12 protein-coding genes are annotated in these 18,233 nt (G+C 70.8%); 6 read left to right on the forward strand and 6 right to left on the reverse strand.

The features are described from left to right. Window positions 1-984 precede the first annotated feature (984 nt). Genes ABT130_RS37800 through ABT130_RS37815 form a run of 4 tightly spaced genes read left to right on the forward strand, consistent with a single transcriptional unit; the run spans window position 985 to window position 8,340 of the window. Window positions 985-2,628 (forward strand): SulP family inorganic anion transporter, encoded by a 1,644-nt coding sequence (locus tag ABT130_RS37800; protein WP_350963913.1) that lies wholly within the window; start codon window positions 985-987, stop codon window positions 2,626-2,628. Further along, window positions 2,625-5,684, forward strand: coding sequence for a putative inorganic carbon transporter subunit DabA (locus tag ABT130_RS37805; protein WP_350963916.1), 3,060 nt, complete (start codon window positions 2,625-2,627; stop codon window positions 5,682-5,684). Before ABT130_RS37800 ends, ABT130_RS37805 begins: the two co-directional genes overlap by 4 nt. Further along, the gene (locus ABT130_RS37810; protein ID WP_350963919.1) at window positions 5,681-7,033 is read left to right on the forward strand and encodes a proton-conducting transporter transmembrane domain-containing protein; all 1,353 of its coding nucleotides are present in this window, start codon (window positions 5,681-5,683) and stop codon (window positions 7,031-7,033) included. The genes ABT130_RS37805 and ABT130_RS37810 overlap by 4 nt, the downstream gene beginning before the upstream one ends. Further along, window positions 7,030-8,340, forward strand: a complete 1,311-nt coding sequence (locus tag ABT130_RS37815) for a proton-conducting transporter transmembrane domain-containing protein (protein ID WP_350963921.1) — start codon at window positions 7,030-7,032, stop codon at window positions 8,338-8,340. Before ABT130_RS37810 ends, ABT130_RS37815 begins: the two co-directional genes overlap by 4 nt. A 100-nt stretch (window positions 8,341-8,440) precedes the next feature. Here the strand turns inward: ABT130_RS37815 and ABT130_RS37820 are convergent, their stop codons facing one another. Continuing rightward, entirely contained in the window at window positions 8,441-9,409 is a 969-nt protein-coding gene (locus ABT130_RS37820; RefSeq protein ID WP_350963924.1) for an aldo/keto reductase, read from the reverse strand. Window positions 9,410-9,687: 278 nt separating this feature from the next. Here ABT130_RS37820 and ABT130_RS37825 point away from each other — a divergent pair, with 278 nt between their 5' ends. Then, the gene (locus tag ABT130_RS37825) at window positions 9,688-11,031 is read left to right on the forward strand and encodes a YncE family protein (protein WP_350963927.1); all 1,344 of its coding nucleotides are present in this window, start codon (window positions 9,688-9,690) and stop codon (window positions 11,029-11,031) included. Window positions 11,032-11,242: 211 nt separating this feature from the next. On the opposite strand, the gene ABT130_RS37830 is transcribed toward ABT130_RS37825, so the two are convergent. The 5 genes from ABT130_RS37830 to ABT130_RS37850 form a co-directional block, all read right to left on the reverse strand. Further along, entirely contained in the window at window positions 11,243-11,473 is a 231-nt protein-coding gene (locus ABT130_RS37830; protein WP_350963929.1) for a zinc-ribbon domain-containing protein, read from the reverse strand. A 48-nt stretch (window positions 11,474-11,521) separates the two neighbouring features. Next, the gene (locus ABT130_RS37835) at window positions 11,522-12,409 is read right to left on the reverse strand and encodes a carbohydrate ABC transporter permease (protein ID WP_350963931.1); all 888 of its coding nucleotides are present in this window, start codon (window positions 12,407-12,409) and stop codon (window positions 11,522-11,524) included. Further along, a complete protein-coding gene (locus ABT130_RS37840) occupies window positions 12,406-13,506 on the reverse strand; it encodes a carbohydrate ABC transporter permease (protein WP_350963934.1) in 1,101 nt (366 codons plus the stop codon). The genes ABT130_RS37835 and ABT130_RS37840 overlap by 4 nt, the downstream gene beginning before the upstream one ends. Window positions 13,507-13,574: 68 nt before the next feature. Next, on the reverse strand, window positions 13,575-14,846 hold the full coding sequence (locus ABT130_RS37845; protein ID WP_350963937.1) for a sugar ABC transporter substrate-binding protein: 1,272 nt from the start codon (window positions 14,844-14,846) through the stop codon (window positions 13,575-13,577). A 57-nt stretch (window positions 14,847-14,903) separates the two neighbouring features. Beyond that, the gene (locus ABT130_RS37850) at window positions 14,904-16,022 is read right to left on the reverse strand and encodes a LacI family DNA-binding transcriptional regulator (RefSeq protein ID WP_350963940.1); all 1,119 of its coding nucleotides are present in this window, start codon (window positions 16,020-16,022) and stop codon (window positions 14,904-14,906) included. Between the two features lie 188 nt (window positions 16,023-16,210). On the opposite strand from ABT130_RS37850, the gene ABT130_RS37855 reads away from it, so the two are divergent. Continuing rightward, window positions 16,211-18,233, forward strand: a 2,023-nt coding sequence (locus ABT130_RS37855) for an amylo-alpha-1,6-glucosidase (RefSeq protein ID WP_350963942.1), incomplete at its 3' end; no start/stop codon positions are given.

The raw sequence follows: 18,233 nt of genomic DNA on the forward strand, positions 1-18,233 counted from the left end.
GCCTATGGTCGCGGCAGGCCGGTGCCGGACCCGCTGCCGGCCCCTGCGGTGGTCTGCGGGCTTCGGGGCGTGGAGAAGGCGGGGTCGGGTCGTCGCGAAACTCGCGTGCCCGGGATTTTTCGCGACAGTTCAGTGGTGTGAAGAGAGCTTCGGGATCTGCGTCTATGTAATATCGCTAATATCGTGATAAATGCCCTGGATGACTTTCGGATTCCGGCAACGTTCCAGTAACGCTTCGCTGTCTTCCGCCTATTTTGATGGCGGAAAGTTATATTGACGCTGACGGGGAAGGCGTGTGCTGCCGACTGGATCTCGGCGACCGGAATACGGTTGCCGGGAATCATGGAAGCGGATACGCAAACCGGCTTATCGCGCTTCATGGATATTGGTCGCGTTTGTCGTTTCTCGAATAGATTGCAGGGCTTCGTCCTGCCCTCACCCGCCAGGATTCCCAGCCGGGAGCCAGTGTGATGCCATCATCTGACAGACCACCGAATCCGCGGACAGCCGGGACCGTCCCGGTCCGCGGGTGGGCGGAGCCGCTTCGCGCGCTGAGAGCGGCGCTGGCGGTCGTGCTGTTGATGTCGCTGGTGACGGCCGTGCTGGGGGTGCCGACCGCGACCCGGGCCGAAACCACATCTCACCCGAGCGCGTCGGCCGCCGAAACCAGCCCCGGCATCGGTGCGGTGCTCGGTGCCGGGTTCAGCGTGCTTCCCGCTGACGGGCCGTGCGTGTTCGAAGACGACCGGCTGGACGGCGCGGACGGCCTTTCCGGCGCCGTGCCGGACGGAACGCGTGAACCGGTACGGGACGCCGCCGTCACACTCCACCGCACCAAGCCGTCCCAGACGAGTCCGAAGACGGGCGGGGCCCGTGGTCCACCTGTGCGTACCGAGCACCTGTTCTCAGGCGCTCTCCGTACGCACCGCATCCGGCCGAGCGCGGCCGGAGTGGATCATCCCTGCCATCGTGAGGACCACGCTGATGCCCGAACGGCAAGACCCGAAGACCCATGACCGCTTACCGGCCGCGCGCCGGTTCACGTTCCAGAAATCGTTTCCGAAAGCGGATCTGAAATCCGGTTTCCTGGTTTTCCTCATCGCCCTCCCGCTCTGTCTGGGAATCGCGCTGGCCAGTGGGTTCCCGCCGGTCGCCGGTGTGTTGACGGCGATCATCGGGGGCGTCCTGGTCAGCCTGCTCGGCGGCGCCCCGCTGACCATCAAGGGCCCGGCCGCCGGCCTCATCGTGATCGCGCTGGGCGCGGTCCAGGAACTCGGCCAAGGCGACCTCGCCGCCGGATACCGGCGGGCGCTGGCCGTCGGCGTCGCCGCCGCGCTGATCCAGATCGTCTTCGCCCTGTGCCGGGTGGCCAGCGTCGGCGTGGCCATGTCCCCTTCGGTCGTGCACGGCATGCTCGCCGCGATCGGGATCATCATCATCGCCAAGCAGACGCACGTCATGCTGGGGGTGAAACCCCATGGCGAGCGCCCCTTCGACCTGATCGCCGAGATTCCACACAGCCTCGCCCACGCCAACCCCCGCATCCTGCTGCTGGGCGCGGTGTCACTGGCGATCCTGTTCGGCCTGCCGCTGATCCGCGCCCGGTGGGCCCATGTCGTGCCCGCCCCGCTGGTCGTGCTCGCCGTGACCGTGCCGGTCGGGTTGCTGTTCGACCTGCACAGCCCGCACGACTACCGCTTCATGGCCATGACCTACCACCTTGGCCCCGAGTATCTCGTCCGGCTCCCCGACACCCTGCTCGACGCCGTCGCCTTCCCCGACTTCTCCATGCTGCTCACGATGACCTCGCTGAAGTACGTGGTGATGTTCGCCCTGATCGGCACCATCGAGTCCACTCTCACGGTGCTCGCGGTCGACTCCATGGCACCGGGGAGGCGCCCCGCCGACCTCAACCGCGACCTGCTCGCCCTCGGCGGGGGCAATTTGGTGTCGTCCCTGGTCGGTGGCCTGCCGATGATCTCCGAGATCGTCCGGAGCAGGGCCAACATCGACGCCGGTGCCGTCTCGCGCCGGTCCAACTTCTTCCACGGAGCCTTCCTGCTGCTGTTCGTCAGCCTGGCCCCCGGCCTGCTCCAGATCATTCCCCTCGCCGTCCTGGCGGCCATGCTCGTCTACACCGGGACCCGGCTCGCCGCGCCCCGCGAGTTCCGCCACGCCAGGAGGGTCGGCCTCGACCAGCTGGCCCTGTTCCTGATCACAATGCTCGTCACGCTCGCCACCGACCTGCTCGTCGGCGTCGCGGCCGGGCTCGCCGCGAAGTTCGTCCTGCACCTGCTGCGCGGGGTGCCCGTCCCCGCCTTCTTCCACCCTCGCGCGCAGGCCGTCCGTACCGGTCAGGTGCTGCACGTCAGCATTCCCGGCGCCGCCATCTTCACGGCTCTGCTGCCCCTGCGGCGTACGGTGAGGCGCGCCGGCGGCGACGGTGAGGGCATCACCGAGATCGTCATCGATCTCAAGGACGCCGCGGTGGTCGACCACACCTTCCTGGCCGGAACCGACGCGATGTCCAGGGAGTGGCCCGCGGCCACCCTCACCTTCCGAGGGCTCGACCGGCTGTGGCCCGTCTCGTCCCATCCGCATGCCACCAGGCGCAGGAGGCGGGCATGAACCACATCGGTATGGTCATGTACCCGGTCGGGGAGGACCGGCGTGTCGCCGTGGCGGACATGGTGGCGCGAGCGGCGAGCCTGCTGCCCGGGCAGGCGCCGTTGCAGACGTTCGTCCACCACAACACCCTGCACGCCTTCGAACACCTGCCCTTCGAGAAGGCCGTCGTCCGCGCGGCGCGGCTGTTCGGCACCGAACCCTTCCAGAGCGAGGCGGCCTTCCACGGCCACCTGGGTTCGGGGCGGATCCAGCGCGGAGACCTCGACGCGGTCGTCGGGCCGGTGACCGGCGGCGACATCCCGATCGTGCCGGGCGGCCCGACACGCCGCGAGTTCCACGCCCTACGGCTCCGGCACCTGCTCGACGTCCCCAGGGGCCCCGCGCTGCGCCGGCTGCTCCACGAGACGCCCCAGCTGTCCCGGTTCACCGCCCACATCGGCGAGTGGCGCCGCGCCGAGCTGCTACGACAGGCCCGGCGAGACCGGCGCGGGCCGGCGGTGCCCGGATCGGGCGCGCGGGCACCGGTGGAGCAACTGCTCGAACGACTCTGGAACCGGCTGAAACGGGTGGCGCCACCCCCGATAGAGGCCGGGCGGCCGTCGCCGCGCCCGCGTGACCGGATCCTCGCCGTCACCGGAGCGGACCCCGACGAACTCGTCCACCCGCTGATGATCCGGCTCTGCGCGGCGTTCCTGGACCAGGGGGTCGCCTACTGGCCGATGCCGGAACGAGAACGGGGCCTTCTCGGCGCCTTCCGGCGGCTTTACGGCCGGGGCGGGGGCCCGCCCGACCGGTTCCTTCGCGGACTGGCCGCCGAGCTGAGGCGGCAGGAGGAGGAGTCCTGGACGGCCGAGCGGACCGTCGCGTGGGCCCTTGGCGAACTGGCGGTGCCCGAACGGGACTGGGCGGCCGTGATCCAGGCCACCCTGCTGTCGCTGCGCGGCTGGGCGGGCATGACGCGCCAGTTCGAGCACCGGCCCGACCGCTCGCCGGTCGAGGCGCGTCCCGCACGGCTGGTCGACCACCTGGCCGTGCAGCTCACCCTCGACGCGTACGCGGCACGCCACGTGGTGGCCGAGCGTCTCGGCGGTCGCGCCGCGCTCACCGACGTCGATCGGCCTCCCCGGCTCGCTCCGGAGCCCGACCTGGAACTGGTGTACGAGGCGTTCGTCCTGGCCCAGATCATGCCGGTCGACACCGCGGTGTTCGCCGACGCCGGGCATGCGGCGGCCTGGCTGGCGGAGGTCAGGTCCTTCGACGGGATCGAGCGGCGCCGCCTGCTGCACCTCGCCTACGAACGGCGCCATCGGATCGGGGTGCTCGACGCGCTCGCCGCGCACCACGCGCTCGCCGCGACGAGAAGGTCACCCCGTCCCGTGTTCCAGGCCGTGTTCTGCATAGACGAGCGGGAGGAGTCGCTGCGACGGCACCTGGAGGAGCACTTCCCGCGGGCCGAGACCTTCGGCTACGCCGGTTTCTTCGGAGTCGCCATGATCTACCGGGGGCTGCAGGACGTGCGTCCGCGCCCTCTCTGCCCGGTCGGTGTCACGCCCCGGCATCTGGTCGTGGAGGAGCCGGTCGGCGGGACGTGGCCCCCTCGGCGCGAGAGCTCACGCCGTCGCCGGGGCGTCTGGGGACGGCTGGTCGCGGTGGGGAACAGGACCCTGGTGCGCGGTGGCGCGCTCGCGCTGGTGGGTGGACTCGCCCACCTGTTCGGCCTGTTCGGCCGCTGTCTTCTCCCTCGCCTGTCCCACAGCTGGTCCCGGCGGCTCGGGGCCGGCGCGGCTGCCGGGCCCGTCACCCGGCTGGCCGTCGAACGGGTCCTCACGGGCACGAGCGGTGACGGCCCGCTCAGGGGTTACTCCGTATCGGAGATGGCCGACGTGGTGGCGGCGGTCCTGCGGACCACCGGACTCGGCCGGGCTCTGTGCCCCGTGGTGCTGGTCGTCGGGCACGGCTCGTCCAGCCTCAACAACCCGCACGAGTCCGCGCACGACTGTGGCGCCACCGGGGGCGGGCGTGGCGGTCCGAACGCGCGCGCGTTCGCCGCGATGGCCAACCACCCGGGGGTACGCGCGAACCTCCGCGATCGGGGGATCCACCTGCCGGAGGGCACCTGGTTCGTGGGCGCGTACCACGACACCTGCGACGACTCGATGACCTACTACGACGAGGACCTGGTGCCCGAGCGGTGCCGCGCGGAGGTCGGCAGGGCTCAGCAGGCCGTGGCCGCCGCGTGCGTCCTGGCCGCGCACGAGCGGTCCCGCCGTTTCGAGTCCGCGCCCGCGGACCTCTCGCCCGGTGACGCGCCGGTCCACGTCGGGACCCGCGCCGTGGACCTCGGGCAACCCCGGCCCGAGTACGGGCACGCCACGAACGCGGTGTGCGTGGTGGGGCGGCGCTCGCGGACCCGCGGGCTCTTCCTCGACCGGCGGGCCTTCCTCGTCTCCTACGACCCGGACGGTGATCCCTCGGGGGAACTCCTGGCGGGCCTGCTCCTCGCGGCGGGGCCGGTCTGCGCCGGCATCAACCTGGAGTACTACTTCAGCCACGTCGACCCGGTCGGCTACGGCTGCGGGACGAAGCTTCCGCACAACATCACGGGCCTGCTCGGCGTGATGGACGGGCACGCCTCGGATCTGCGGACCGGGCTTCCCTGGCAGATGGTCGAGATTCACGAACCGGTACGCCTGCTGCTGGTCGTCGAGGCCGAGCCGGAGCGCCTGGCGGCGATCCTGCGCGCCCATCCCGGCCTGAACCGGCTCGTCGTGAACGGCTGGATCCGGCTCGTGGCGTGGAGCCCGGACTCCGGCGCGATGCGCGTGTTCCGCCACGGCGTCTTCGTGCCCCACATCCCGGAGACGACCGTGTTCCCCGTGGTGAACCGCTCCGCGCGGTTCTACGCGGGCGAGCGCGGCCATCTGGGCTGCGCCCACGCGATGGCCGCCTTCGAGGCGGAACCCCCCGGGGCCTGCGACGTGTTCGATCCGATCGGTGTCCCTGTCGTCGGGCACGAGCCGGCGGGTCACGGGCAGCGGACCCGGGAGCCGCGGTGAGCCTCGCGATACACCGGTGTCTGCTGATCGCGATCGCCGGGCTGCCCCTCGGCGCGTTCCTGCTCCTGGCCGCACTCGCCTGGTGGGGCCGGGGACGCGCTGAGCGGACCGTCTCAACGATCGTCACCGTGGCCTTCGGGCTCGCGGCGGTGTCAGCGCTCGTGCTCGCCGTCACCGTGACGCGCGGCGACCGTGCCTTGACGGTGCCGGTGACGATGCCGGCGGGCGCCTGGTTCGGCGGCGGAGAGTACGGGTTCCACCTGCTGCTCGTGGGTGACCGGCTCTCGCTTCCCTTCGCCGCCCTCACGGCGCTCCTGGTGGGTCTCATCGGTGTCTTCTCGCAGCGGTACCTGCACAGGGAGCCGGGATACCTGCGGTTCTACCTGCTCCTCGCCCTGTTCGGGGTCGGCGTCGAGACCGTCGCACTGTCGGGCGCGCTTGAGCTCGCCTTCGCGGGCTGGGAACTCGCGGGGCTGGCCTCGGCGCTGCTGATCGCCTTCTTCCACGAGCGGAAAAGGCCGGTGGAACACGCCCTGCGTGCGTTCCTGACCTACCGGGCGTGCGATGTGGGGCTGCCGGCCGCCGTCGTGTGGCTGCACCACACCACCGGCGTGTCCACGGTCACCGGCGTCCTGCGCGACGGAGGGTGGGCGGGTTTCGAGGCGCCCGCGACCACTCAGGACGCGGCCCTGATCGGGATCCTGCTGCTGTGGGCGGCGATGGGGAAGGCCGCGCAGGTGCCCCTCGGGGGATGGCTGCCCCGCGCGATGGAGGGGCCGACGCCGTCGAGCGCCATCTGCTACGGAGCGGTCTCCGTCAGCATGGGCCCGTACCTGCTGCTGCGCACCGAGTCCGTGTGGGCGGGGGCGACGGCGGCGCGGATCGCGGTGGTCGCCGTCGGCGCGCTGACCGCCGTCCACGTCACCCTGTCCGGACGTGTCCAGACGGACATCAAGAGCGCGCTGGCCTACGCCTCGATGACCCAGATCGGAATGATCATGGTCGAGGTCGGGCTGGGACTGCGCTACCTCGCGCTGGCACACCTGGTCGCGCACGCCGTGTCGCGCAGCGCCCAGATCCTGCGCTCGCCCAGCCTGATCCACGACCATCACCACCTGGAGCGGATGACGAACGGGCCGCTACCGCGTACCGGAAAGCATCTGGAGCGCCTGATTCCCCGGGCGGCGCAGGCATGGCTGTACCGGTACGCGCTGGAAAGGGGCTACTTCGACGCCTGGCTGCGGGACTACGCGGTGGGCGGGTTCGTGCGACTGGTCCGGCGGGTCGACTCGCTGGACGATCGCTGGGCGCGGTGGCTGAGCTGTGGCCGAGGGGAGCGGAAGTCATGATCGCACTGGTTCCGCTGCTGGTGGCGGCCGTTCTCCTGGCCGCGTCCTGCGCCGTCGCCAGGACCGTTGACCGGCGGCGCGCGCGCCACGTCGCGGTGGTCTGCGCCACCGCCGCCGCCTTTGTCGCGACGCTGTCCGCCGTGCCGCCCCTGGCGGGCCTGCTCGCCCCGCTCACCGGAGGTCACCTGTGGGGCCTGCTCGTGGTGGTCGTGCCGGACGGTGCCGCCAGGTTCGCGGGCATCCTGACCGGCCTGGCCGGCCTGCTGGTGGTCGCGATGAGCCCGCTCGCCGAACACCCGCCGGCGACCCTGGCCCGGATACTGCGCCTGCTGGCCGCCTCGTCGGGGTTCGGGGCCGTGGGGCAGGGCGGGGCGACGGTCGCGCTGTGGGCGCTCTCGGCCTGGCTGGTCTGGGCCGAACTGCGCCGGCGCGACGACGGGCTCGCCCGCCTGTTCGCCGCCTACCACGTGCCCGGCGTGCTGCTCCTCGGCGCGGGCACCGCGCTGGCGGCGACCGGCCACAAGGAGACGGGGGCGGTACTCGTCGCCCTCGCACTCGTGGTCAGGCTCGCCCTGGTGCCCGCGCACGGCTGGTACCCCAGGTTTGTCGAGCGGGCTCCGATGGGGGTGGTGGTCGCGTTCGGCATCGCACCGCTCGGCATGCTCACCCGGCTCGACCTGCTCTCCGCGTTCCCCGCGCAGGAGGTCGCCTCGCTCGGTGTCCTGACCGCCGTCGCGGCCGCGGTGCTCGCGGTGGTGCAGGACAGGGCGAGGCGGGCGCTGGCCTTCCTCATGATGAGCCAGGGCGGGCTGGTCGTGTTCGGGCTCGGCGGCGACTCACCGATCGCGGTGTCCGGGGCGCTGCTGACCTGGCAGGCGTCGGCCCTGGCCCTGCCGGGATTCGCGATGTCCCTCGCCGCGCTGGAGGCTCGGCGGGGAGCGCTGTCACTGGCGACCCCCGGTGGGAACTTCGCCAGGACCCCGCGCCTGGCCGTCGCGTTCCTGCTGTGCGGCCTCGCGGGCGTCGGTTTCCCGCCGTCCCTCGGATTCGCCGGTGATCACCTGTTGGTCCACGGCTCGGTCACCGGTTTCCCGCCGGCCTGGCCCGTGCTGCTCGGTGTCGTCGGCGTCAACGGGATGACGGTGATGAAATGCTTTCTCACCCTCTTCGCGGGCAGCCGCGCCCACTACGGCGAACGCGACCTCGTCCCGCTCGAGGCCTATGCCCTCACGATCGTCATCGGTACGCTCCTGATCGGTGCCGCCTTCCCGGTGACGTCGGGATCCGTGTGGTTCGGTGGCTCGTAAAGCGCGGCAGGGGGCCGTCCCCCGGTAAGGGGGCCGGTGTGTCGCCGGTCGTCGGGTACTGCCGTCGAAGGTGGGCAGGAGGCTCCCGGCGTCGGCGGACTCAGCTCCAGGGAAGCGCGCCGCGCTCGGACCAGTAGCTCTCCGGGGTTTCCGCCAGTCCGGCGAGCCGCTCGTCGAGCTCATGGTCCCAGCCGGTCTCGACCGCGCCGAGGTTGTCACGCAGTTGCCCGGCCGAGACCGCGCCGCTCAGCACCACCCCGGCCCACGGCCGTGCCAGTACGGCGGCCAGTGCGAGCGCGTCCGGTGTGGTGTCCCGCTCGCGCGCGGCGGCCAGGAGTGCGGCGGGTGCCGCCCGGGCGGTCAGCCGGCCGTTCGCCACGCCCTCCTTGACGATCACGCCCAGCCCCGCCTCGTGCGCCCGCGCGAGTGCCTCACCGGCCGAGCGCTCCAGCAGGTTCCACGTCGACTGCACCGTGTCGAACAGCCCGGCTCCGATCGCCCGGTCGATCGTGTCCGCCTGACGCGGCCCGCTCGTCGACAGACCGATCGCCACTCCCTCGGCCCGCAGCGCGCGCAGCCGGTCGAGCACGTCCTCGTCGTCGAGCACGCCGCTCTCCACGGTCGCCGAGTGGATCTGGTAGAGCGACAGGTGCTCGCCGAGCAGCGCGCGTGTCTGCTCCAACTGGACGCGCAGCCGGTCGGCGGTGAGTTCCTTCACCTCGTGCCGCTCGGCGTCCAGACGCCAGTCGCCGACGTAGGCGTATCCCCACTTCGAACCGATCGTGACCGCTCCCGGGGCGATCCCGCGCTCGCGCAGCCAGCCGGCGAGGAACTCCTCCGCCCGCCCGTAGGAGCGCGCCGTGTCGAGGTAGCGCACCCCCGCCGCCCAGGCGGCGTCGAGTACGGCCCAGGTGCGTGACCGCATCACGGCGATGTCGCGGTCGTCGCCGAGGTCCTCGGCGCGGCCGAGTGTGATGTAGGCGGGACGGCCGAGTGCGGCCAGGCCGAGACCGACAGGTGTCACGGTCAGACCGGTCTGGCCCAGAGGGCGTCGGACCAGCGAGTTCATGACCGCCAATATATCGGCGGCCAGATCCGGGGACGTCGCGTGAGATGCCGCCAGGCCGCTGGCTATATACCGAAATATCTGTATATGCAATTCCCGATAGCCGGCGGGTGTCGTTTGTTGCCGGAGTTGTAGCCAATATCTGCAATATGAGGTTTTTCGCCCATCTTCCTTTAGTTCAAGCAATTTCTGGACTTGTGGCGTTCTGGGATTGAAAGTAGAAAGCAGCGTGGTCGGAAGGGATATGGAGATGTTCCGGCTGGAACGACCTTGGAGGGCGTATGGGGAAGTGGCGGGTCGCGATCGTCGCGGTGCTGGTGCTGTTCGTCCTGGGAGCGGCCGCGCCGCCCCAGGCGCCGGCGGGGAAGTCGTACGAGGTGTGGCTGGTCGACCAGTCCAACACCGACGGGCTCTCCTACGGCGGCGCGGTCAACGTGTACTCCGGCGCTGAGGTCACCCACCGGCTGTCGGCCGCGCGGCCCGTCCACGTCATAGACCTGAGTGGTGCGACCTCGTCCCTCTGCCTGGCGAGCACCGGCAGCGTCCCCGTACGTCCCCACATGATTGTTTTCAACAAGGCCGACACCCACGCCGCGCTCGCCTTCGTCGCCAGCGGTCACGTGGTCGTCTTCGACGCCGCCGCCCGGCAGCCGCTCGCCTGCTTCCTCACCGAGGCCGGAGCGGGAGGGGTCCGGCAGGCCCATGCCCTCTGGCCCACCGAGGACGACAAGTACCTCGTCGTCTCCAACCAGAACGGCAAGAAGCTGGAGCGCATCAGCACCGACTACGTGTCCGGCACCTTCGTCCAGCAGCCGGCCGCGACGATCGACCTGGCCGGATGCACCACCCCGAACGGGATACCGTGCCAGGCACCCCGGCTCCGCCCGGACAACGCGCCGATCTGCCCGTTCATCGCCTCGGACAACGGCCCGGTCTTCGTCAGTCTCCGGGGCGGCGGGATGCTCGTGGTCGACTGGCGCACGACGCCGATGTCGATCGTGGGGGAGTACGACGCGAGCAGGATCCCCGCGAACGGCTGCGGGTTCATCGAGGCCAAGGGGAAGGTCTTCGGGAACGGAGGCGGTGGCACGCCCGACCACCTCGACCAGTTCAGCGTCTTCCGGCTGCCGATGAGCGGTTACTCACCGGCCAACCCGCCGAACACCCCGGCGGTCCAGTCGCTCTTCAACGACGACTCGCCCGACCGCGACGCGCACGGCGTCCTCGCCTCCGACGAGGAGCGCTACGTCTGGGCCGGTGACCGCGCCGCCAATGTCGCCGAGGTCTTCGACGGGGCGACCGGCGCCCATGTCGGCACCGTCGACCTCGTCTCCCGGTTCAGCGCGGACCCGACGGTCGACCTCTTCGCCGTCTCGCCCGACCACGACTGGGCCTTCGCCTCGACGCGAGGGCCGATCCCGCTCTCCGGCGACCCGTACTCCTCCCACGGAACCGACCCGGGAATGCTGATCGTCAAGCTGACCGGAAACGGTAAGAAGGGCGTGGTCAAGGGCCTGATCCCGATCTCCAATGTGGACGCCGGCGGCCTCCAGCGCGCCGACGCCCACGGCATCCGCGTGCGGCGTACGGGCCCCGTCCCGGCGGCAGCTGATTCGGCACCGTAAAGCAGAATCGCTATAGATGTAAATAATTAACACTTCTCTTCTTGTTAGCGATAATTCCCTTCTTTGGTCTGAATATGTCGCTATGTGTTCTTGGCGGGGCGGCTGCTCAGGGCGTGCCCGCGTGGTGACCGCGGGGTTCGGTCTCCGGGAGCGAGGCGGTGCCGGGACTCTCCGCCGCGCACCGGCCACGTGGCCACGCCGGACGTGGTGGTCAGCGGACCGCCGGCCGCTCCGCCTCCTCTTTGGAGATGTCGTACGAGGCCGCGCAGAAGGTGCACTGCATCCCGTACCTCGTCCGCACCGGGAACAGCGGGACGAAGAACAGGCTGAACTTGGTCACCCGCCGCGAGAGCACCTGCGCCGCCGCGTTGCCGCAGTTGCGGCAGACCAGGGTCAGCACCCCGAGCCGGTGGACCACCGTGCGCAAACCGAAGATAAGCATCTCTCACCCCTACCCTGTCCCGGCCGGTCAAGCGCGAGGGGACCCCCGCTACCCCTTGTCGGCCCCCTCGTTGGCGCCGCGGATGAAGTAACGCTGGAAGATCACGAAGATGATCGCGACCGGGATGGTGGCCAGCACCGCCGCGCCGAGTTTGAGCGGATACTGGGTGCCGACCCCGAGGGAGCCGCTGACCAGGTCGGCCAGGCCGCGCGGCAGCGTGAAGAGGCTGGGATCCTGGACGGCCACCAGGGTGTGCGGGAACTCGTTCCAGCTGCTCTGGAAGGAGATGATCGTCAGGGTGATGACGGCGGGGCGCCCCATCGGCAGCACCACCGACCAGAAGATGCGGAAACGGCCGGCCCCGTCGATCCGCGCGGCCTCCTCCACGCTCACCGGGATCGACTCGAAGAACTGCTTCATGATGAACACGCCGGCCGCGTCCGCGATCACCGGCAGGATCAGCGCGGTGTAGCTGTCGTAGATGCCGAGCTGGTTCAGCACGAGGAACTTCGGGATGAACAGCACCACCCCCGGAACCGCGATGATCGCGACGATCGCCGAGAAGAGCGCCTGGCGCCCGCGGAAGCGCAGCCGGGCGAGTGCGTACCCGGCCAGGGAGTCGAGGAATACCCGGCCGACGGTGATGACGACGGTCACCAGCACCGAGTTGCCCAGCCACAACGGCATGCCGGTTTCGGCGAACACGCGCTCGAAGCCGGCCAGCGTCACCGGGTCGGGGATCGGCGAGAGCGGGCTGGCCGCGGCGTCGGGCTCGGTCTTGAACGAGTTGGCGACCTGGATGACGAACGGGTAGAGGAAGACCAGCGAGAAGAAGACCAGGACGGCGTACCCGCCGAAGGTGGAGACCAGTGAGCGGATCCCGCCCGGCCGCTCCTGACGGACGGGGACGAGGCGGTTCTTGGCCGTGGACATCATGCCCTCCTCTGGCGCGGCGTGCGGCGTTTCGCGTTCCCGCCGTCCTTGTCGCGCATGACCCATCGCTGGAACGCCGCCAGCACCACGATGAGCACGAACAGGACGAACGAGATGGCCGCGCCGGAGCCGTAGTCCAGCTCCTTGAAGGCCGTCTGGTACGACAGGAAGGCCGGGGTCAGGGTGGTTTTCGCGGGTTTGCCCTGGCTCATCACGTACACCTGGTCGAAGACCTGCCAGGTGGCGATCAGGCCGAGGGTCAGCACGAGGAACAGGGTGGGCTTGAGCATCGGCAGCGTCACGTGGCGCAGGCGCTGGCGTGGGGTGGCGCCGTCCAGCATGCTCGCCTCCTCCAGGGTCACCGGGATGTCCTGGAGCGCGGCGAGGAACATCAGCATGAACGTTCCCGAGGTGGTCCAGACGACCAGGATGATGATCGTGCACATGGCCACGCTGGGGCCGGACAGCCAGTCCCACCACGACAGCCCGAACGGGCCGCCGCCGGTCAGCGCCTCGGGGGGCGCCTCGGGATCGACCAGGCCGACGGAGCCCAGCAGCAGGTGCAGCACGCCCCGCGCGTCCGAGAACCACGGGGGTCCGTCGACGCCGACGATCGCGAGCAGCCTGTTGACCGCGCCGGAGTTGCTGAAGATGAACAGGAACAGGACGCTGATCGCCACCGAGCTGGTCACCGACGGGAAGAAGAACGCGGTGCGGAAGAAGGTCTTGCCCTTGAGGAGCCGGCGGTTGACGATCAGCGCCAGGCCGAGCGCCAGGACCGTCTGGGCGGGCACCACGATCAGCACGTAGTAGAAGTTGTTGCGCAGGCTCGTCATGAAGTTCAGGCGGCCCAGGTCGTCCTGGGTGAACAGGGCGGTGTAGTTGTCCACGCCGACGAACGGCACCTGCGCGCGGAACGGGCTGCCCTGGCCGTTCCAGTCGGTGAAACTCACCCACAGTGCCATCAGGATCGGCAGCAGCATGAACAGGGTGAGGATCACCACCACCGGCGCCACGAAGAGCCAGCCCGCGATGTTCTCCCTGGTCCTGTCGCCAAGGCGGCGCGCGGGCCGCCGCGTGGTGGTCGTTGTCTCGGCCACGTCAGTCTCCCTTACATCCGGTGCGCGGTCCCGGTCCGGGGCGGGCCGGGACCGCGCACCGGTCTGACTCAGTTGCCGAGCGCGGCCTTGGTGTTCTTCTGCAGGTTCGCCAGGATCTTCTCGGGGTCGCCCGCGGGCAGCTGCTGGATGGAGGTGTCGAAGTCGGCCAGCACGCTGTCCATCTTGGGGGCGTTGACCGGCCCCTGGGCGTACTCGGCGCCGTCGACGAACGGGGCGTCCTCGGGGAAGGCCTGGACGAAGGCCTCCTTGGCCGACTGGCGCGAGGGCATCACGCCGAACGCCTTGGCGAAGGCCATCTGCTGGTCGGCCTTGGTCATCGCCTCGACGAAGGCGATCGCCTGCTCCTTGTGCTTGCTCTTGGCCGCGATGCCCCAGCAGGTGGTGAAGGACAGGGTGCCCTTGCCCTTGGGGCCGGCCGGCAGCTCGTGGGCACTGTACTTGACGTCCGGGTAGTCGGCCTTCATCGCGCCCTTGATCCAGTTGCCCTCGATGGTCATCACGGCCTTGGCCTTGCCGAACGCCTCACCGCCCCAGCCCGCGTCCACCTGCTTGGGGAACCGGGCGAGCCCGTCCTTCAGCAGGCCCTGCACGTAGCTCAGGCCCGCGGCGTTCTCCGGGCTGTCGGCGATCGCCTGCTTGCCGTCGGGGCTGACGATCCAGCCGCCGGCCTCCACCATGAACGCGCCGACCCGGTCACGGGTGTCGCCGATGACCAGCGGGGTGACGTCCGGCTGCTTGTCCTTGAGCTTCCTGGAGACCGCGGTGAGCTGCTCCCAGCTGGTCGGCACGTCGGCGTCGGTGAGCCCGGCCTTCTTCCACAGGTCGGCGTTGACGATCAGCGCCAGCGTGGAGAAGTCCTTGGGCGCGCAGTAGAAGGTGCCGTTGTAGGTGAACGTCTCGCGCAGGCCGGGGTAGAAGTCGGCGGAGTCGGAGATCTTGTCCGCGTACGGCTCCAGCGCCCCGACGCTCGCGTAGTCGGCGAAGCGCGCGGCGTCGACGTAGAACACGTCCGGCGGGTTGCTCCCGGCGAAGGCCTGGCCGAGCTGCTGGGTCAGGTCCTGGGCGGGGGTGATCGTCGCGGTGCTGCCCGAGGACGCCGACCACGTCTGGGCGGCCGCGCGCAGCGCGTTCGTCTCCGCGTCGCCGGAGGAGCCGATGAGCACCTGCAGGCTGGCGGGCCCGCTGCTCTGCGGGGCGCTGCTCTGGTCGGCGGAGTCGTCGAAACCGCTGCCGCAGGCGGCCGAGGCCGCCAGGGTGCCCACGGCGAGCGCGGCGAGTGCCGCGGTACGGAGGTTGTGCTGCTTGATCGGCTGTTTCATCGTGCCTTTCCAATCTTCCTGGGGGGTGATCTGAAGGAGAGCCGGGTGGTCACGCGGTCATGACGACTGCCGGAGGACCAGAGACGGCTGGAGCAGTACGTGCGTGCGGGGCCCACCGGCCTCGGGGTCGTCGGGGGAGGGCGGGTCGAACAACCGGGTGAGCAGGCCGACGCAGCCGGCCGCGGCCTCGGCCAGCGGCTGGCTGACGCTGCTGAGCCCCACCGCCTTCGCCACCGGCGTGTCGTCGAAACCGATCACGCGGACCGGGAGGCCCTCCTCGCCACCGGCCTGTCCCGCGACCGTGAGACGTCCCTCGGCCGTCAGCCGTCCCGAGGCGGTCAGCTGCCCCGAGGCGGTGAGGGAGCGGACGGCGTGCAGCGCGCCCAGGGCGAGCGAGTCGCTGGCGCAGACCAGCGCGGTGATCGGCTGCTCGGCGCGCAGCAGGTCGCGGGCCGCCTTCTCGCCGTCGGCCACCCCGTCGTCCGTGGCCTGGTCCAGGCCGGCCGGGTCGATCCCGGCGCCGACGAGGGCCCTGGTCCAGCCGGACCTGCGGTCGTCGCCCACGCCGGAGCCGGGCGGCCAGCCGAGGAACCCGATCCGCCGGTGACCCGCGTCGAGCAGGTGACGGGTGGCCGCCGCGGTGCCGGCCGCACCGTCCACGTCGACCCAGGGGTGCTCCGGATCGCCGGCCGCCTCCCCGCCGGAAGCACCACCCGCGTTTCCCCATGGCCGCCCGAACGTGACGAACGGCAGCCGCCGCTCGCGCAGCCACGCGGGGCGGCCGTCGCCGTGGTAGGTGCTGGTGAGCACGAAGGCGTCCGGCTCGTGACTTCCGACCAGGTCGTCGAAGGTGTCGATCTCCGATCGCTCGTCGCCCGCCGCGTAGAGCAGGATCCGGTATCCGGCTCGGGCCGCCGAGGCGGTCAGCCCGTGCAGGAACCGGTCCAGGACCGAGCCGTTGATCCCGTCCCGGTCCGGCTCGATGCGCGTGGCGATCAGCCGCGAGCGGCCGGTCCGCATCTGCCGTGCGGCCTGGCTGGCCCGGTAGCCGAGCGTCTCGATGGCCTCCCGCACCCGGTCGCGGGTCTCCTCGCGGACCAGTTCGGGGCTGTTGAGCACGTTCGACACCGTCTGGCGCGATACCCCGGCACGGCGTGCGACATCGGTAATCGTCACCTTTGTAGCCATATGCACCTTTCTGAGGGTTTGAACGTTCAAGAGGGGATGAGGCATGATTGGATCGTTCAAGTAAACGGAGTGTAATGGTTGGATCGTTCAAGTAAAGAGAGTGTTTCGCAATGTGCACCCACCGGCCGTCGTCTGTCAAGACGTCACCGGCTCGACACGATCTCAGGGAGTCAGTCGTGTTCGACGACGCCTCATCCCCTACCCCCCAGGCGGTCACGGTGGCCGATTCCACCGCGGCCTACCGCCTCCAGCCCCTGCTGCACGACCTCGTCAGCACCGTGCTGGCGCCGACCGTCGCGCTGAGCGGCGGCGACGGGCAGATCCGCCCGGCCGGTGTCCAGGGCGTGTTCCACGCGGACTCCCGCGCCCTGTCGCAGGCCACCCTGACGATCGACGGCCGGGAGCCCGAGGCCGTCGGCCATGCCCCCCAGGGGGTGGGCGCCACCAGGTTCGTCACGCTGGCCCGATGGCTGGGTGATCCCGTCCCCGATCCCACTGTACGGATCGAGCGATTCCGGCAGGTCGTACCGGGGGGCATGGAGGAACGTGTCGAGATCGTCTCCAGTGCCACCGTCCCCGTCGCCGCCGTCGTGAGCCTGGAGCTGGGCTGCGACTTCGCCCCCATCGAGGTGGTGAAGTCCGGCGGTGACACCGTGGAGGCCGTGGCCGAGTGCACCGCTCCCGGTGAGATCTCCTGGAACTCCGGCGGCGTCCGGGTCGTGGTGACCGGTACGGGCGCGCGGGCCGAGTCCGCCGGGTACGCGCGCACGGGTTTCCTGCGCTGGCCGGTCGAGCTGGCGCCCCGCGGCCGGATCACCCTGTCCTGGAGGGTCGAGGTGCGCGACCCCCAGGCCGTGGTGACCGCGCCCGATCGCCCCGCCGAGTGGGCGGTGGGGGAGGGGGCGCCCCGGGTCGTCGCCGCCGACCACCGGCTGAGCAGGCTCTTCGAGCAGTCCATGGACGACCTGCGCTCGCTGCGGCTGGCCGAGACCGCCGCCCCCGGCGACGCCTTCCTCGGCGCGGGAGTGCCCTGGTTCCTCACCCTCTTCGGGCGTGACGGCATCTGGGCCGCCCGGATGCTGCTGCCACTCGGTACGGAGCTGGCCATGGGCACCCTCCGGGTGCTGGCCCGCAGGCAGGGAACCAAGATCGACCCCGGTTCCGGCGAAGCCCCCGGGAAGATCATGCACGAGCTGCGCCGGCACGAGTTCGCGGTCGAGGGCAACGGACTGCACCTGCCCGCCGCCTACTACGGCACGATCGACGCCACGCCGCTGTGGATCAGCCTGCTGCACGACGCCTGGCGCTGGGGCGCGCCCACCGGGGAGATCGCCGCGCTGCTGCCCCACCTGGAGGCGGCTCTGGGCTGGCTCGGCGGGCACGCCGACCCCGACGGGGACGGTTTCATCGAGTACGTCGACACCAGCGGCCGGGGTCTGGCCAACCAGGGCTGGAAGGACTCCGGCGACGCGCTGCGCTTCCATGACGGACGCCAGGCCCAGCCGCCGATCGCCCTGGTCGAGGTGCAGGGCTACGCCCACCAGGCGGCCCGGCAGGGCGCCGACCTGCTGGAGGCGTTCGGCCGCCCGGGAGCCGCCCGCTGGCGCGAGCACGCCGCGGCGCTGGCCGAGCGCTTCCGGGCCCGGTTCTGGGTGGAGGGGCCACGGGGCAGCTTCCCCGCACTGGCACTGGACCGGGACAAGCGCCCGGTCGACGCGCTGACCAGCAACATCGGCCATCTGCTCGGCACCGGCCTGCTCACCGGGGCCGAGGAGGCCGGGATCGCCGACCTCCTCGTCTCCCCGGAGATGGCCGGTGGCTTCGGCCTGCGGACGATGTCGGCGGACGCCGGCGGCTTCAGCCCGCTGTCCTACCACTGCGGGTCGATCTGGGCGCACGACACGGCGATCGTGGTCGCCGGGCTGGCCCGCGCCGGGTTCGCCGAGCACGCGGCGACCCTCGCGGAGGGGCTGCTCGCGGCCGGAGAGACGTTCGGCTACCGGCTGCCGGAGCTGTTCGGCGGCGACGACCGGGCGCTGCTCGGGCGTCCGGTGGCCTATCCGGCCGCCTGCCGCCCGCAGGCGTGGTCGGCCGCCGCCGCGGTGACCCTCGTGCACGCAGCCCATGCATCCGGCCTGGTGCAGCCGCGCGCCGGCCCTGATCAGGTCGAGGGTGGCCCCCATGCGGGTGAGGTCGGCG

This window comes from Streptosporangium sp. NPDC001681, from assembly GCF_040298085.1.
Lineage (GTDB): Bacteria > Actinomycetota > Actinomycetes > Streptosporangiales > Streptosporangiaceae > Streptosporangium.

Excerpts from the sequence above, each read along its gene's own strand:
- ABT130_RS37830 (WP_350963929.1), bottom strand. The coding sequence starts at position 11,473 with ATGCTTATCTTCGGTTTGCGCACGGTGGTCCACCGGCTCGGGGTGCTG.
- ABT130_RS37800 (WP_350963913.1), top strand. The coding sequence starts at position 985 with ATGCCCGAACGGCAAGACCCGAAGACCCATGACCGCTTACCGGCCGCG.
- ABT130_RS37825 (WP_350963927.1), top strand. The coding sequence starts at position 9,688 with ATGGGGAAGTGGCGGGTCGCGATCGTCGCGGTGCTGGTGCTGTTCGTC.
- ABT130_RS37835 (WP_350963931.1), bottom strand. The coding sequence starts at position 12,409 with ATGATGTCCACGGCCAAGAACCGCCTCGTCCCCGTCCGTCAGGAGCGG.
- ABT130_RS37805 (WP_350963916.1), top strand. The coding sequence starts at position 2,625 with ATGAACCACATCGGTATGGTCATGTACCCGGTCGGGGAGGACCGGCGT.
- ABT130_RS37845 (WP_350963937.1), bottom strand. The coding sequence starts at position 14,846 with ATGAAACAGCCGATCAAGCAGCACAACCTCCGTACCGCGGCACTCGCC.
- ABT130_RS37815 (WP_350963921.1), top strand. The coding sequence starts at position 7,030 with ATGATCGCACTGGTTCCGCTGCTGGTGGCGGCCGTTCTCCTGGCCGCG.
- ABT130_RS37820 (WP_350963924.1), bottom strand. The coding sequence starts at position 9,409 with ATGAACTCGCTGGTCCGACGCCCTCTGGGCCAGACCGGTCTGACCGTG.